The following is a 15,170-nucleotide window of genomic DNA, read 5'->3' as shown; positions in this document are numbered from 1 at the left end:
AGGTCCTGGTCTGAGCGGTTAGACCATCGGCGAGATAGGGCGAGCCGACGCCGCAGCGCGTCGATCTCGATGATGGTCACGGTGACCTCGTCACCGACCTGAACATCGTCAACTGATGCCTCGGCATCGCGTGTCGAGAGGAGACGTCAGGAGATGGTGAGCGTGCCGTTCGCGTTACGAGCGCAGGTGACGATCGTGCGGGAGGCGGCGGTGAGGGCGCCGGTCAGGCACTGGCCGAGGACGGCGTGCCCCGCGGTGTTGGGGTGCCATGACTCCTGGCAGGTCTGGAAGTAGGTGACGCAGGTGTTCGCCACCCGCTGGACGCCGATCTTGTCCCAGCCGGAGAGGCTGGTGATGAACGTGCCGGACGGCCCGTCCTGCACCCGGACCGGCGTGGCGAGCGCGTCTGTCGGGCTGCCGGGGTTCTCGCAGAGCCGGGCCCCGTCGAATGCCTTCTGGACGTCCAGTACGCGCAGGTCGGCCGTCGGGCGCTCGGCCACCAGCGTGGTGTAGGCGTTCTTGACCAGGGAGCCGAGGTTCTGGGAGAACACATGCCCGGGGGCGAGGCTCGCACGGTGGATCGGGCAGCCGGCGGCGTACCGCTCAGCACCGAGCGCGCGGAACTTGTCGCGGGTGTCGGTACGGTTGTCCTCGTCCCGATACTGCGGGGCGACATCGAGCGGCAGCGGGTTGGTGTAGGTCTGCAGGATTACACGGTGGACGCCGTCGGCGTCGATTTGAGTGAGGGTGTCGAGGATCTGGCGCAGGGCGGCGGTGGTCTCGGTGGTGGCGGTGGCGACCTCGGCGTCGGAGGCCAGGTCCGAGACGGTGCAGGGCTCCTGCGGCACCTCACCGCCCAGGTAGGCCCAGAACTCCCACCAGCCCGTCCAGGCGTCGGCGATGAAGCGGTTGGCGCACACCGTGGCCACGTCGCCGAAGGTGAACTGGGTGTTGTTGGAACCAAGGCCGATGAGGACGACGTCGATGTCGTGGGTCTGGGCGACGACGCGTAGCTGGTCGAGTTGCGAGGCGACGGAACGGCCCTTGGCGCGGGCGCTGGAGGGGTTGGCGATGTCGGCGGGCTGACCGCCGGAGCACGCGAGGTTGAAGCGATCCTGGATACCGGGGAGCGACGCCTTGAAGAGCGAGGCGTTCGCCGACCGGTGACAGAAGTAGGCGTTGCTGTTGGCCGCCGACCAGCCGGGGAAGGCCTGTGCCGTCCCGGAGGCATCGACGACGGGCTGGTAGTTCCCCGCGCCCTCCCCGCTGATAAAACTGTCTCCGAGCGCGACGGCGGCGGTGGGCAGGGCCGCGTGCGCCGCTCCGCTCTGGACGACTTGGATGCCGACCGTGCCTACCAGGAGCGCGGCCATCGCGGCCACCCGCCGGAAAAACCTCACAGCTACTCCATTTCCTACTAAATAAGCATGAAATAACGAATACCTGGATCAGAACATGCCGCATCGATAGCGTCAAGATCTCTTGAGGCTCGGCCGTTTCACCTAAGAGATCGTGTATCGCCCTGATCGTCAAGCATGTGTTTGCTCGCTCAGACCGAGCGTTCAGCGACCGGGTGAACCAGACACCGATCGGGCTCGCCTTCCGCAGCATGCGCGAGCCGGCAGCCGTGGTGGGTTCGGGTCACCAAGCCCTGCGGTAGGCGTAGACCACCGCCTGCACGCGGTCACGCAGGTCGAGCTTGGTGAGGATGCGCGACACGTACGTCTTGACGGTTTCCCGACTGATCCGACCAGTCCTTCCATGACGGCTGACGGGCCGGATCCGCTGCCCCGTAGCGGTCACCCTCCGGCGCGGGCAGGGCGCCGAGCTCGGCCAGGTCAGCCGCGCTCAGCTCGACATCCGCCGCCCCGGCGTTCTCCGCGAGGTACTTCGGGGTCTTGGTCCCGGGGATGGGAACGACGTACCGTCCCTGGGCCATCACCCAGGCGAGCGCCACCTGGGCTGGGGTGGCGCCGATGCGCTCGGCGATCTGACGGACCCGGCCCGCGATGGCCAGGTTGGCACGGAGCGCCTCCTGCTGGAAGCGCGGCAGCCGCCGCCGGAAATCCTCCTCGGGCAGGTCCTCGAACGACGAGAACCGCCCGGTGAGGAAGCCCTTGCCCAGGGGCGAGTACGCCAGGAAGGCGATGTTCTGCTCGGTGCAGTACGGCAGCACCTCGGTCATCCAGTCCCGGGTCCACAGTGACAGCTCGGACTGCACCGAGGTCACCGGGTGCACCGACTGTGCCCGCTCGATCTGCTCCACCGTCACCTCGGACAGGCCGATACAGCGCGCCTTGCCCGCCGCCACGGTCTCCGCCAGCGCTCCCCAGGTCTCCTCGATCGGCACCTCGAGATCCACCCGGTGCAGCTGGTAGAGATCCACGTAATCGGTGCCGAGCCGACGCAGGCTCTCGTCGATCGACCTCCGGACGTGCTCCGGGCGGCCGTCCAGACCCTGAACGGGGTTGCCCTCGGAGTCCCGGGTGAGTGTGCCGACCTTGGTGGCCAGCACCGCACGCTCCCGATGACCGCCCGCCAGCGCCCGGCCGAGCAACTCCTCGTTGGTGAACGGCCCGTACACGTCCGCGGTGTCGAGCAGCGTCATGCCCATATCGAGCGCCCGGTGGATCACCGAGGTCAACGTGACCTCGTCCCTCGGGGTCGCCAGGTCGTAGCTGAAACTCATGCCCATGCAGCCCAGCCCCAGAACGCCGATCTCGGTACCGTCGGGACCGAGCGTCGTTGTGCGCATTTTTCGTCCTCTCATAGACTTCGGGAGCCCTGCGATCATCAGCATCGCAGGGCTCCCTGGAACCAGGCCCTGTCCCCGTTCGTCACTACCCATGTCGATCCACCCACCGAAGGGACCTCCATGCGCAGCGCGCTCTTCGGGAACCTGGACTCCCAGCAGGTCCCCGCCAACTTCGCCCTGCAGAACGCCAAGATGCTCCGCGTCCGGCTACCGCACGAGGTGCTCGCCAGGCAGGGCTCGATGGTCGCCTTCCAGGGCCAGATGGACTTCGACTACGAGGGATCGGGCGGGGTCGGAAAACTGTTCAAGAAGATGGTGACCGGCGAGGGCGCCCCGCTGATGCGCGTCAGAGGGCAGGGCCTGCTGTTCCTGGCCGACAACGCCGACGACATCCACCTTTTCTACCTGGAGAACGAGGCTCTCACCGTCAACGGCCGCAACCTGTTGGCCTTCGATCCCCAGCTCACCTGGGACATCCAGCGCGTGCAGGGCGCGGGGATCGCCGCGGGCGGCCTGTTCAACATGACGATCAAGGGCACCGGCTGGGTCGCGGTCACCGCGCACGGCACACCGGTGCTTCTCGACACCACCCAGATGCCGACCTTCGCCGACGGCCAGTCCGCGGTCTGCTGGAGTGCCGGCCTGCACGTGGGCGTCAACCGGACGATGAAGGTCGGCGCGCTGATCGGCCGCGGCAGTGGCGAGGCCATGCAGCTCGCCTTCCAGGGCCAGGGATTCGTCCTCGTCCAGGCGAGCGAGGGCCCACCGGTGGTGCAGGCACAGTAGGCCGGTGATCTCTCACCATGAGCCCTGAGCATCGCGGGACATGTCGCGCTCTCCGGCCGGCCTTCGGCACGAGCCGGAAGTGCTGTGGTGGGTTCAGGTCACCAAGCCCCTGCGGTAGGCGTAGACCACCGCCTGCACGCGGTCACGCAGGTCGAGCTTGGTGAGGATACGCGACACGTACGTCTTGACGGTCTCCTGACTGATCACCAACGTCGCGGCGATCTCGCTGTTGGACAGGCCGTCGGCGATGAGGCGCAGGACCTCCAGTTCGCGTGGGGTCAGCGCGACGTCGTCCGGCGTGCCCTTGGCGGGACGGATCCGCGACGCGTACCTGCCGACGAGCTGCCGCGTCACCTCGGGTGCCAGCAGCGCGGCGCCTGCCGCGACGGTGCGGATGCCGTTCAGGAGCTGCGCCGGTGGGGCGTCCTTGAGCAGGAACCCGCTCGCCCCCGCACGCAGCGCCTCATAGACGTACTCGTCCAGGTTGAACGTCGTCACCACGAGCACCTTGACGGGATGCGCCACTCCGGCACCGGCCAGCAGGCGGGTCGCCTCGATGCCGTCGAGCACCGGCATCCGCACGTCCATCACCACGATGTCGGGGCTCAGCCGGCGGGCCAGGTCGACCGCGGCGCGACCGTCCCCGCACTCGCCCACCACCTCCAGGTCGGGCTGCGCACCGATGATCGTCGCGAACCCGGTGCGGATCAGCGCCTGGTCGTCGCAGATCAGAACCCGAACCGGCGCGTTCATGACGGGCTTCCCGCAGGGATGCGTGCCCACACGACAAAGCCGCCCGCCCGCCGGTCCGCGTTGAACTCGCCGCCCAGGGCGTCAACCCGCTCGCGGAGCCCGGCGAGGCCCCGCCCGCTTCCGCCAGGCGAGCCGTTCCGGGAGCCGGAACCGTCGGTGTCGACCTCCACGGTGATCTCCTTTTCGCCATAGCGCACGCGGACCACGGTGCGATTGCCATGGGCGTATTTGAGGGCGTTGGTCAGGGACTCCTGCACGACCCTGTAGGCCACGAACTCGGCGCTGCCGGCCGACTCCACCGGCTTGCCCTCCTCGGTGAACTCCACCGGCTGCCCGGCCTGGCGTGTCTGTTCCACGAGTGTGGAAAGTTCACCGACGGGCGGCGTCCTGACATCGCTGTCGTGGTCGGGGTTGAGCAGGTTGAGCAGGTTCCGCAGGTCGCTGATGGCCCGTCGGCCGGTGTCGGTGACAGCGCTCAGCGTCGCGTCGAGGCGATCGGGTACGGCGGTCAGGTAGCGTGCCGCCTCGGCCTGTACGACCATCGCCGTCACGTGGTGGGTCACGACGTCGTGGAGTTCGCGGGCGATGCGGGTGCGTTCGGCGGCCCGGGTGGCCTCGGCGAGGTGGCGGCGGCGTTCGGCCTCGGCGGCCCGGGTGGAGCGCAGCCAGGCCCCGATGCCCCACGCGAGGACCACCGCCAGGTAGAACGTCACATATCCTTCCGACCCCTCGGTCGAGCCGAGCCGGTCGAGCGCGAGCGCCAGTGACAGGTACGCCGCGGAGAGGAGGACCGCGGTGACGCGCCGGTGGCGTTCCAGATAGGCGCCCGCGCTGATGAGCGCGATGGGCAGGGCGGCGCCCGCCACCATGTGGTAGGCCCGGAGCTGGTCGAGGGCGAAGCCGAGCGACACCAGGACGAGACAGAGGGCCGGCCACCGTCGGCGCACGGCGAGCGGGAGGCACTCCAGGGCGATCACCACGACGGCCGGCGCGTCGAAGGGACGGGCCGGCAGGTCGCCGAGTTGCGTCCCGTGGTCGTGAAGCGCCGGCAGGAATGACGCGACGGCCAGCAGCAGCGCGAGCGGAAGGTCCCGGACCGTGACGTCGAATCGCCGCCACAGATCCTGGAACCACCGGAGATCGATCACTGGGGGAGCGTAGCGGTCGCGCCGGACCGGGCACTGCGCCGACGGGGGACCACATTGCCGCGCCGGTGGGCCAGCCACATGAACACGATGGTCAGCAGCGCGCCGAACACCACCGCGTACGGGCTCGCCTCCGGCCCGAACTCGCCGCCGGTGAGCAGGGCCGGGCCCGACGTCACGCCGTGCAGCAGCCCCTCCGTGGCGCCATTGCCGGAGACCTCGGTGCTGAAGATGCCGGCCGCGGCGAAGTTCCAGCCGAAGTGCACGCCGATCGGCACCCACAGGGTGCGGGTGGCGGCATAGGCGGCGGCGAGCATGCCGCCGGCCTCGATCGTGATGGCGATCGCGCCCCACAGGCTGGCGTTCGGGTTGAACAGGTGCATCAGGCCGAACAGCAGACCGGTCAGTGCCAGCGCGATCCACGTGCCGGTGCGTTCCTCGACGATCCGGAACAGGATGCCGCGAAAGAGCAGCTCCTCCGTCACCGCGGCGGCGGCCATGAAGCCGAGCAGCCCGACCGCGCCCGTCAGCGAGCCCAGGCCGTCGATCCGGTAGCCGCCCAGGAGGGCGATGTTCACGATGACGGCCGCGAACATCCCGACACCGATCAGCGTCCCCCGGCCGACGGCGGCGGCACCTTTCGTGGCCACCTCCACCGGCTCGCGGCGCTCGGACCAACGCACCACCCGGGCGTACACGAGTACGGCGAGCACGGCTGTCGCGACACCGAGAACCAGGGTGAGAAGCGTGTTCCCCTGTACCGCACCCATGCCCATGCTGCCGACGAAGGCGACCGCCGCGACGGCCACAAACTGCTTCAACAGACGCATAACGACTCCCTTGCGAGATCCCGCGGCCGGAGCGCCGCGGCTGTGTCGAGAACGCTATGGATCCGACGGCCTGGAATCGTCACCGCGCGGTGGACATTCGCGGGTAGCTCGCACGGGGGACAAGCACCCCGCGATCGACCCCATCTCGTTCCGGGGTCGTCACCGAGTTCCGGAGCCGGCCGCGGACGGAATCGGTTCTGCGGGCGTTCCGCGAGGCGGTGTTCGTCATCAGGACCAGGGGGTCGAGCCGGCCCGACCGCACGTTCCCTCGCTACCTCAGCGACACCCTGGAACCTTACAGATTGCCGAGATCACCCCCAGGCAGTGATCGTTGTCTGAGTTCAGCATGACAACGGTTCGTCCCAGGAAGGTTCAACGAATGATTGCTCGTCGAATCAGCGCCATCGCGCTCACGGCGATGTGCGCCGCCGTGCCGCTGGCCACCCTTTCCATATCCGCTGCCCAGGCCGACAGCAGCGGCACGGCAGCCGTTCTCGGCGCGGTAAAGTGTGTCCCCATCGGGGACAACGAACTGTGCGCGCGCGGCATTACCGGCACTCCGGGCGGTTACAACGTGGCCTATTACAAGAATGTGGGATCCACGCTCACCGCACGGTTCCGCCTGATGTGCATAAATGGTTTCCAAAAGGACGATAACGGCGCCTTTTCCATCTCGCCTGGTCAGGTAAGGAGCTTCGTCTTCGCGGTCGGTAACCAGGGGTCGTGCCGGGTGCGAATGCAGGACCTTACCAACGGCGGGTACTACTACAGCCCTTACGTGGTTCCCTGAAATCAGTAAACGGCAATCTGTTTACGCCCTGCGCCGGCCTGCTCTCCGCTGGTGTTGCTGACCGCATCGGGGCCGTAGGTGGCGGCCGGTGGCGCCGCGCACGCCACCGGCGGTATACGTCAGGCCGTCCACAAGCCGCCGCACCGTGTGTCCGGCCGGGACAGGCGACCTACCCCGTCGACTACTGGCGGGCCTCAACCGATCACAAGCTGGAGTTCTGCCGCCTCTGCCGCGTTCGGTTCACACCGAGTCCAGATCACTGTCCCGGCTCGGCAGGAGGTCCCCACCGATGACCGGTGGGGACCTCCCTGGAGTGACACAGGTACGAGATACGACGAAGAAGGCCCTCGGCACACCTGTCTTCCACAGGGCGCTCAGCAGTTCGGGATGTCTCGGCCCGTGTTGTCCTTGGCCTCGTCGTTCCCCCATCTGGCGAGGTAGTACGCGGAGACGTAGGCACCTCTACCGTTCTTGCCGGGGTCCGTACGGTCCAGGTCGGTCCGCAGCCACCAGTGGTTGAACTCGTTGCCATGCCGGACTTCGGCCCCCCAGATCCGGCAGTACACGTAGTTGGTGCCCTTGTTGAGGGTGCCCTGCGGATCGTTGGTGTTCGCCTCCCGGTAGCCGGTCGCGTTGGCGAACGTGTCGGCCCAGTACCTCCCCCCGCTCCCGGGGTCGCCGCCACCGCCACCGAGCACCCTCGGCCGGTAGGCGCGGAACTCGCTGCCCGGCCGCAACCCGTAGCTGAGAACGCGATGGTCGGTTCCGTAGTCGCCGCGTTGTTCGTAGGCCCAGTAGGAGGTGCGCGCGGCGTTCGCCCACTTCTCGAAGATCACGACGTGCCGGGTGTTGTTGTTGCCGATGGCGTCGATGACGAGGTCGCCGGTGAGCAGGTCGGACATCGCGATCGGGCTGCTCACTCCCGACGAGGCGAGCGTCACGGTGTTCGGACCCGGGGCGGCCAACCCGAGTGCCATCGAGGCGTAACCGGAGCAGTCGGTGCGGTAGCCGTTGTGGTACCTGCTCTGGCTGTACGGCACTCGCTGGGGAGTGCCTGGATTCCAGGTCTTCGCCCGGTCGATGACGCTCTGCCGGGTCACGTCCGCCGCGGCGACGCTACTGGAGTGAGAGGCAACAGCGGCGGAGGCGTCGGCCGCGGTGAGCGGCGCCAGCGAAGCGACGGCGACACCCAGGATCGCGAACCCGATGGACAGTTGCTTACTAGACATATCACCCCTTGTAAATTGACTTTGTCGGGGGCCGAGTTTATTGCCGAGACCGTCGGAATTCCAAATATTGGCAAAAACCCTTCCAGCCAGAACACAAGGAGCGCCACCGGGAATCAAGTCACCCCGTTTTCCGAATTTTCAGATGTTCTGGCATCCAGGCGACGATCTCCCCATTTGGAGCGCAGGATGTCAGGAATCTTTCGCAATCACATGACATGGACAGCCGCCACTTATAAGAACAATGCCACAATCGGGTTACTCGATAACCATCAAAACAATTCGCCGAATCTTGCAGGGTGGCCTGATCCGAAGGGGAAAACACGGCGTCCCGATGACGCCCGGCCCGGCTCGCCGCCCTTCCGGCATGGCCGGCACGTCACGCTCTCTCAGCCGTGGGTACGGCGGCGGAACAGCCAGGCGGCGAAGATGAACGAGCCGGCCAGCAGGCCGACGCACCAGGCGAGTGCGATCCATCCGGTGTCACCGATCGGGGTCCCGGTCAGCAGGCCCCGTACGGTCTCGATCACCGGGGTGATCGGCTGGTTCTCGCTCACCGCCCGCAGGAACGACGGCATGGTGTCCGTCGGCACGAACGCGCTGCTGAGGTAGGGCAGGAACAGCATGAGGAAGCTCAGCGTGCTGGCCGACTCCACGGACTTCGCGATCACGCCGAGCCCGGCCGCCAGCCAGGACAGCGCGAGCACGTAGAGCAGGAGCAGACCGGCCGCCATCGCCCAGTCGGTGACCGTCGCGTCAGGACGGAAGCCCATCGCGACGGCCGCGCCGATGACGACGGTGGTGGACAGCAGGTTCCTGACGACGCTGGCGACGACGTGACCGGTGAGGACGGCGGAGCTGCGGATCGGCAAGGAGCGCAGCCGGTCGATCATGCCGCTGGTCATGTCGTCCGCGACGGACATCGCGGTGGACGCGGCGCCGTAACCGACGCACAGCAGGAGGGTGCCGGGCACCACGTAGTTGATGTACCGGGTGCCGGTGTCGATGGCCCCGCCGAAGACGTAGACGAACAGCGACATCATCAGCAGCGGCAGGACGATCGACATGACCAGCGTCTCGGCGTTGCGGCGGCTGAGCCGGATGCTGCGGCCGATCATGGTCATGGAGTCGCTCACGGCGTTGCGGACGCCGCCGTGCACGGCGATGGTGCTCATGGTCATGCTCCTTTCGAGAGCTGGGTCAGACCTGGACCGAGGTCCGGCCAATGGTGGTCAGAGAGCCGTTCAGACCTGGACCGGGGTCCGGCCGGTGGTGGTCAGGGACAGGAAGACGTCGTCCAGCGTCGGCCGGTGCGATGACACCCTGGCCACCGGCACGCCCGCGATCCGCAGTTCGTCCAGCACCCGGTGCAGGTGCTCCGCACTGCCGTCGGACGGGACACCCAGCACGAGCGGGTCGGTGCCGGGCGGCACGCCGAACAGCGCGGCGGCACGGACCAGGTCAGCCTCCACCGCGAACCGCAGGTCGAGTCGCTCCCCACCCACCTGGGACTTCAGCGCGTCGGCCGTACCGGACGCGGCGACCCTGCCGCCGTTGATCAGCACGATCCGGTCGGCCAGCCGATCCGCCTCCTCCAGGTACTGCGTGGTGAGGACGATCGTCGTCCCCGACGAGACCAGCTCCTTGATGGCGTCCCACATCGTCGTCCGGCTGGACGGGTCGAGCCCTGTGGTCGGCTCGTCCAGGAAGATCACCTTTGGCTGCGAGACCAGGCTCATCGCCAGGTCCAGCCGTCGGCGCATGCCGCCGGAGTAGGTCTTCACCCGCCTTTCCATGGCGTCCACCAGGTCGAACCTCTCCAGGAGGTCCGTGGCACGACGGCCGGCGGCGGGTCTGCCCAGGTGCATCAGGCGGCCGATCATGACCAGGTTCTCCCGGCCGGTCTGCTGGTCGTCCAGCGCGACGGACTGACCGGTCAGGCTGATCACGCCACGCACCTTGGTCGCCTCGCGTACGACGTCGTACCCGGCGACCCGCACGCTGCCTCGGTCGGGTCGCGACAGCGTGGTCAGGATGCGGACGGTGGTGGTCTTCCCCGCGCCGTTCGGGCCCAGCAGTGCGAAGACCGTGCCCTCTGCGACGTGCAGGTCCACTCCGTCCAGAACCTTGGTGGATCCGAAGGCCTTGTGCAGGCCGGTTGCCTCGACGATCACTCTCGCTCCTCGGGGGCGACGATATTATTGCGTATGAGATACGCCTAAAAGCGTAGACCATACGCATCGGAGTGCGGAAGGGGTGTTCCTAGACTGTGTCCGTGTTCGCGAGGAGAGGGACCGGATGACCGACGAGATCGAACTGCCCGCCGAGGTGACCCTGCTCTGGGGGTTGCGCGAGACGGTGCGGCGGGGGCGCAAACCGTCCCTCACGATCGCCGACATCACCCGGGCCGCGGTCGAGGTGGCGGACGCGGAGGGGCTGGCCGCGGTGTCGATGTCCAGAGTCGCCGCCCAGCTCGGCAACGCCACGATGGCGCTGTACCGCTACGTGAAGAGCAAGGACGAGCTTTTCCTGCTGATGTCGGACGCGGCTACAGGCGGGCCACCGGACCTGCCGGACGACGTGGACTGGCGGACCGGGCTGACGCTGTGGGCGCGGGGCCTGCTGAAGGTGACACGACAGCACCCGTGGGCCGTGCAGCTCCCGATCAGCGGGCCACCGCTGGGACCCAACAGCCTCCGGTGGTTCGAATGCGCGCTGCGCGCGTTGGGCGAAACCGGCCTCGGCGAGGAGGAGAAGGTCGGCGTCGTGATGGGCCTGCTGACCTTCGTGCACGGCGAGCTCCGGCTGAGCATCGACCTGTCCAGGAGTTACACGGAGAACCCCGAGGCCTTCGGCCGCCAGTACGGCATGGCACTGGCGCGGGTGGTGGACCCGCAGCGGTTTCCCGCACTGAGCAATGTGATCGCCGCCGGCGTCTTCGAGGCCGAGGTCCCCTACGACGAGGAGGTCGAGGGGGAGTTCAGCCTGGGCCTGTACCTGGACGGCGTGGCCGCCTTCATCGAACGCAGGACCACAGGGCAGGGGTAATACCACCCTCCTTTCCCTGCCATGATCGCGCCGGTCGCGATCAACGGCTTGGCGGCGGAATGAACCGAATGATCGAGATCGACGGCCCTTTCTTTTGAGTCGGCGAGTCAGATTTCTAAATGCCAATCCGTCAACGCGACGATCGCCTTCCCACTTAGCTGTTTGGCGGAGAAATGTCCAGTCTCGACAGGCTACGAACTGAGACGTAGCGTCAGGGGGCAACGACATCACCCCGGCGCGGGAGCGTACATGATTAAAGAAGTCATCTCGACCGATCAGTACGGCATTGATCCCCGCACGACTGTCGCGGCGCAGTTTCGCGCCAATAATGCGCATGTCACGCCCGGACAGAACATTGCCACCTTCCACCTGACGCGTCGGCGCGGCATGGACGACGAGGGCAAGGTCGTCGACTGTTACTCGGCGAACGACTATCCTGACCTGATAATCACGGCGCCCAGCCTTGGCGTGTCGTTCAAGCAGGACGTCGGCATCTACGGTCGGCAGGTCACACTCAACACCAGCCACTCGGAGTACCAGCTCTTCGAGCACAACGAGGATTTCGCCGCCCTACGGAAGGCGGAAAAATGGCCGCGGAACTATGTTATCGACTGGGTGTTCACGGAACGCCCGGCATGCGGGGCCAGATTTCACAACTGGAAAGTCGTCGCGGGCGGCTGCGAAACGCTTCTCCTGAAATGCGAAGAGAATCAGAGCTTACGCAAATGGGATCCCGACAACGGCGGGGAGTGGCCGTTCACCGAACGCGAAGACCTACAGATCAAGGTCTACAGCATGTTCGATCCGCAGACGGCCACCACTGCCATCAGGGCAGCCGCCGCCGCGTACAAGAAGACCTTGAAGTGATTTCCGGGGTCCGTGCGAACACGTTCACGCGGACTCAACCGCTCTTGGCCTCCACCCACACCTGCGGTCGGGGACCGTCGTTGCAGGACATCGATTTTTTGTCTGACGAGCGCGCGAGGGACATGCCTTCATCCCTCGCGCGCCCTCCGATCAGCCCCGGATAAAACCGTTCACGACCATCGGCAGCGACGCGTCCAGACCTCCTATGTTCAGCACGCCCGCGTCGTCCGGGTCGCCGATCGTGTGACCGGCGGCGGTCATCGCGGCGACCACGACGTGCGCCTGCGGGTTGACGGCCTTGCGGTACGCGGTAAGCGACTGGGAGGCGTGGGAGCGGCCGGTCCAGGTCTCGTTGTCGGTGAAGACCACGATGCCGTCCACGTTCAGCTGCTCCTGCCGTGCCCAGTCGAACGGCAGCGCGAGGTTTGTGCCACCACCCGAGGGCCGCCAGGTGGCGATCTCCCGCAGGTTCGTGCGAGGCGTCACCTTCGAGGCGTGGACGGACGTGTCGACGTCGATGACGTGCACGTTGCCCTGCTCGATGCGGGCCAGCATGACCGCCATGGCGCACCCCACCTCGTACGGGGCGCCGAGCGAAGACCCGCCCACCGTGAGGGGACCGCCCCAGTCACCGCTCATCGACCCCGAGGAGTCGACCGCGACGAGGAGGCGCTTACCGGACGGCTCAACGGAGCCGAACGACAGCTCGTAGGTCTCCTCCAGGGCGTCGAGGATCGCCGGGACGGGCTTCCACGTCTGCACGTCGGCGCGCGGGTTCGGCCGGGCGGTGCCGGACGCGTAGACGCGCATGGCCAGCCAGGCGTCCATCGGGTGGATCCGCGCCTTCAGCAGCGCCTCCCCATTGGTGAGGCGCGCGACTGCACGCCGGGTGGCGTCACCCATCGGCTTCAACGCGCCAAGGCGGGTCATGCGGGCGAGGTTGCGGATCAGCGCGGTCATGCCGACCGTGTCGACCAACGCCTCCCACACCGCCGGCTCGCGCAGCATCGCGTCGGGGAGGAACTCCCACGGCACTCGAAGCTCGCCCACCACGCGGACCGCCTCGTCCACGGACGTGACGGCCTTCGCGGTGAGGAACCGGTCCACCGCGGGCAGCACCTCGCGCGCCGCGTCGTCGGTGACGTTGCCGGCGATCCACCCGAACAGCGCCTTGTGCTGCGCGGTGTCGGCCTTGGGATGGGCGATACGCAGCACGTCCCGCAGCGCGAGCGCCTCACCCTGCGGCGTCTTGCGCTGCATCGCCTTGCACGCCCGGAACGCCACGTTGTCGGGCTCGTCCCGCAGGAACCACGACGCGAGCGCCGTCCGCAGGGCACGACCCACGACCAGGCCGGAACCGTTACGGGACGCCTTGCCGCCGAGGTTCTTCAGGTAGCCGACGAACATCGCCAGATGATCCGTGGTCCGCACCACCAACGGCAACGCGGCCTTGACGGCCTGGCGGGTGTCGAGGTCGCCGCGGGCGAACGAGGCGGCGAGAGCGAAGACGGCCGGGCGGGGCTTCGGCGCGCGAGGCGGCCTGGAGGTGGAGACGGCCATGATGAGGTTGACGACCCGCGGCCCGTCCTCGCTGATCGCGGCGAACAGGACATCGGCGTTGTCCGCGGTCAGCTTGTCCTCACCCACGTAGTACGTGCCACCCGTGGTGCCGAGGATCAGGAAGTCCTCCAGCTTCGTCCAGGTGTCCTTGGCGAACACGTAGCCGCCGGCGTTGTTGAGGACCTGGTCGGCGCGGCCGGGGATACGCTGCGTCTGCGGGGTCGCGATCGTAGAGATCCCCGCGAGCGGATCACGTGCCATGGCGCTCTCCTTCTTGTTCGACCCGCTGGTGGGCGGATATGCGAAAGGGGAGCGGATATGGTGATGAGCGCCGGGGTTTGACAATCGCTCTACCAGGCTGAGCTACACCGCGGCCAGACCACGGCGACGGGATTCGAACCCGCGACAAATTGTTCCGATAACCGATGTTCTTCGACCCGCTCCCCTGTTCGTCAGCCCTGCCGGAGGCGCGGATATGGGGACTCCGACCGGAATCAGGACCTGAAGGTCCCGACAGGACTCGAACCTGTTAGACCAATAACCGACCAGATTCGACCCGCGTCGCCGACAGGGCTGACGAACGATCAGGCCAGGTGAAGGCACGGATGTGAAAACGCCCACCGGCCTTTTTGGTGCTCTACCAATTGAGCTACACAGACCGAGGCCTGCGACGGGACTTGAACCCGCAACCACCCCATTAACAGTGGATAACCGACAAGCTTCGACCCGTGCCAACACCAGACCTGACCAGCCCACCGGGCCAGGAAAAGGCGCGGACGCAGGACAGACACCGGAGAATCTTTGCAAGAGATAACCGATGTCCTTCTACCCGCACCAACTCCAGGCCCGATGAACTGAATGCGATGCTACCGGGCAGGGCGGTCCATCACACCTGTATTTCCGGCACGGCATGAAATGTCAGGCAATCACCCCGAGCGATGACCTGACGCTCCTGAGGCGGTTGTCAGGCCGGCTCTGGAAATGTGCCTTCAGGGCTTTCGTAGTAGCGGGCGATGGAGGCACGGTGAGGTAAGGCGCCTGGCTGGAGGTGGCAGGGTTCCAGTCGGACGCCTGTGCGTCGTTCGGCGAGCGCCAGAGCGCCCTCGATGTAAGGCGGGAAGACCTCGCGCTCCGGGTCGAAATCCCAGATCATGCCCAGTTCTTCGAGGTCCTCCTTCAACCGTTCGGGGTCGGTGCTGTCGCTCCAGTGGGCGTACATCGGGTCCAGTCGCGCGACGATACGGCCGTCGACGGCATGGACGAAGTGAGAGTGGTAGTTGACATTGCGTTCCACACTGGCGATCGACGTACCTAGTGCCGTGACCGCATTGGTTCGCCGGGTTTGTCAGGCTGCGGCCTTGAGAGGGCGTCCGCCCCAGCGGATGCCCTTCTCGCCGCGGATGCGTACGC

The 15,170-nt window shown here is 67.0% G+C and carries 12 protein-coding genes and 3 pseudogenes; 4 read left to right on the top strand and 11 right to left on the bottom strand.

Annotation, left to right across the window (positions count from 1 at the left end; all coding sequences use genetic code 11):
* Nucleotides 1-146: 146 nt before the first annotated feature.
* The 3 genes and pseudogenes from IG98_RS0123130 to IG98_RS0123125 form a co-directional block, all read right to left on the bottom strand.
* On the bottom strand, nucleotides 147-1,400 hold the full coding sequence (locus IG98_RS0123130) for an SGNH/GDSL hydrolase family protein (protein ID WP_157594472.1): 1,254 nt from the start codon (nucleotides 1,398-1,400) through the stop codon (nucleotides 147-149).
* A 241-nt stretch (nucleotides 1,401-1,641) separates the two neighbouring features.
* Nucleotides 1,642-1,746, bottom strand: a pseudogene (locus IG98_RS53460) (LuxR C-terminal-related transcriptional regulator); the annotation flags it as partial.
* 46 nt (nucleotides 1,747-1,792) lie between these two features.
* Nucleotides 1,793-2,755: pseudogene (locus IG98_RS0123125) on the bottom strand (aldo/keto reductase); the annotation flags it as partial.
* A gap of 120 nt (nucleotides 2,756-2,875) precedes the next feature.
* Here IG98_RS0123125 and IG98_RS0123120 point away from each other — a divergent pair.
* Nucleotides 2,876-3,541, top strand: a complete 666-nt coding sequence (locus IG98_RS0123120) for an AIM24 family protein (RefSeq protein ID WP_030915780.1) — start codon at nucleotides 2,876-2,878, stop codon at nucleotides 3,539-3,541.
* A 93-nt stretch (nucleotides 3,542-3,634) separates the two neighbouring features.
* On the opposite strand, the gene IG98_RS0123115 is transcribed toward IG98_RS0123120, so the two are convergent.
* The 3 genes from IG98_RS0123115 to IG98_RS0123105 are packed head-to-tail and all read right to left on the bottom strand — an operon-like array spanning nucleotide 3,635 to nucleotide 6,269.
* Entirely contained in the window at nucleotides 3,635-4,294 is a 660-nt protein-coding gene (locus IG98_RS0123115; RefSeq protein ID WP_030915777.1) for a response regulator, read from the bottom strand.
* A complete protein-coding gene (locus IG98_RS0123110) occupies nucleotides 4,291-5,442 on the bottom strand; it encodes a sensor histidine kinase (RefSeq protein ID WP_030915775.1) in 1,152 nt (383 codons plus the stop codon). The genes IG98_RS0123115 and IG98_RS0123110 overlap by 4 nt, the downstream gene beginning before the upstream one ends.
* Nucleotides 5,439-6,269, bottom strand: a complete 831-nt coding sequence (locus IG98_RS0123105; RefSeq protein ID WP_030915769.1) for a CPBP family intramembrane glutamic endopeptidase — start codon at nucleotides 6,267-6,269, stop codon at nucleotides 5,439-5,441. Before IG98_RS0123105 ends, IG98_RS0123110 begins: the two co-directional genes overlap by 4 nt.
* A 379-nt stretch (nucleotides 6,270-6,648) precedes the next feature.
* Between IG98_RS0123105 and IG98_RS0123100 the strand changes: the two genes are divergently transcribed.
* Nucleotides 6,649-7,059: a hypothetical protein gene (locus tag IG98_RS0123100; RefSeq protein ID WP_030915767.1), complete on the top strand. Its 411-nt coding sequence runs from the start codon at nucleotides 6,649-6,651 to the stop codon at nucleotides 7,057-7,059.
* A 374-nt stretch (nucleotides 7,060-7,433) separates the two neighbouring features.
* Here IG98_RS0123100 and IG98_RS52615 read toward each other — a convergent pair whose 3' ends face one another.
* From IG98_RS52615 to IG98_RS0123085, 3 genes are all read right to left on the bottom strand, one after another.
* Nucleotides 7,434-8,288 (bottom strand): hypothetical protein, encoded by an 855-nt coding sequence (locus tag IG98_RS52615; RefSeq protein ID WP_211264067.1) that lies wholly within the window; start codon nucleotides 8,286-8,288, stop codon nucleotides 7,434-7,436.
* 386 nt (nucleotides 8,289-8,674) lie between these two features.
* Entirely contained in the window at nucleotides 8,675-9,460 is a 786-nt protein-coding gene (locus IG98_RS0123090) for an ABC transporter permease (RefSeq protein WP_030915762.1), read from the bottom strand.
* A gap of 69 nt (nucleotides 9,461-9,529) precedes the next feature.
* Entirely contained in the window at nucleotides 9,530-10,459 is a 930-nt protein-coding gene (locus IG98_RS0123085; protein ID WP_030915759.1) for an ATP-binding cassette domain-containing protein, read from the bottom strand.
* A gap of 124 nt (nucleotides 10,460-10,583) precedes the next feature.
* On the opposite strand from IG98_RS0123085, the gene IG98_RS0123080 reads away from it, so the two are divergent.
* Nucleotides 10,584-11,333, top strand: coding sequence for a TetR/AcrR family transcriptional regulator (locus tag IG98_RS0123080; RefSeq protein WP_030915757.1), 750 nt, complete (start codon nucleotides 10,584-10,586; stop codon nucleotides 11,331-11,333).
* A 249-nt stretch (nucleotides 11,334-11,582) separates the two neighbouring features.
* Nucleotides 11,583-12,200 carry a hypothetical protein gene (locus tag IG98_RS0123075; RefSeq protein WP_030915753.1) on the top strand — a complete coding sequence of 206 codons (618 nt, stop codon included), beginning with the start codon at nucleotides 11,583-11,585 and terminating at the stop codon, nucleotides 12,198-12,200.
* Between the two features lie 150 nt (nucleotides 12,201-12,350).
* Here the strand turns inward: IG98_RS0123075 and IG98_RS0123070 are convergent, their stop codons facing one another.
* Together IG98_RS0123070 and IG98_RS0123065 are read right to left on the bottom strand one after the other, a co-directional pair.
* Nucleotides 12,351-14,021, bottom strand: coding sequence for a TROVE domain-containing protein (locus IG98_RS0123070; RefSeq protein WP_030915749.1), 1,671 nt, complete (start codon nucleotides 14,019-14,021; stop codon nucleotides 12,351-12,353).
* A 703-nt stretch (nucleotides 14,022-14,724) separates the two neighbouring features.
* A pseudogene (locus IG98_RS0123065) lies at nucleotides 14,725-15,066 on the bottom strand (DUF6461 domain-containing protein); the annotation flags it as partial.
* Between the last annotated feature and the right edge of the window lie 104 nt (nucleotides 15,067-15,170).

This window comes from Streptosporangium amethystogenes (assembly GCF_000721075.1).
GTDB classification, from domain to species: Bacteria; Actinomycetota; Actinomycetes; order Streptosporangiales; family Streptosporangiaceae; genus Streptosporangium; species Streptosporangium amethystogenes.
Note: the sequence above shows the minus strand (reverse complement) of the source record. Positions and strands in the feature narration are given on the sequence as shown.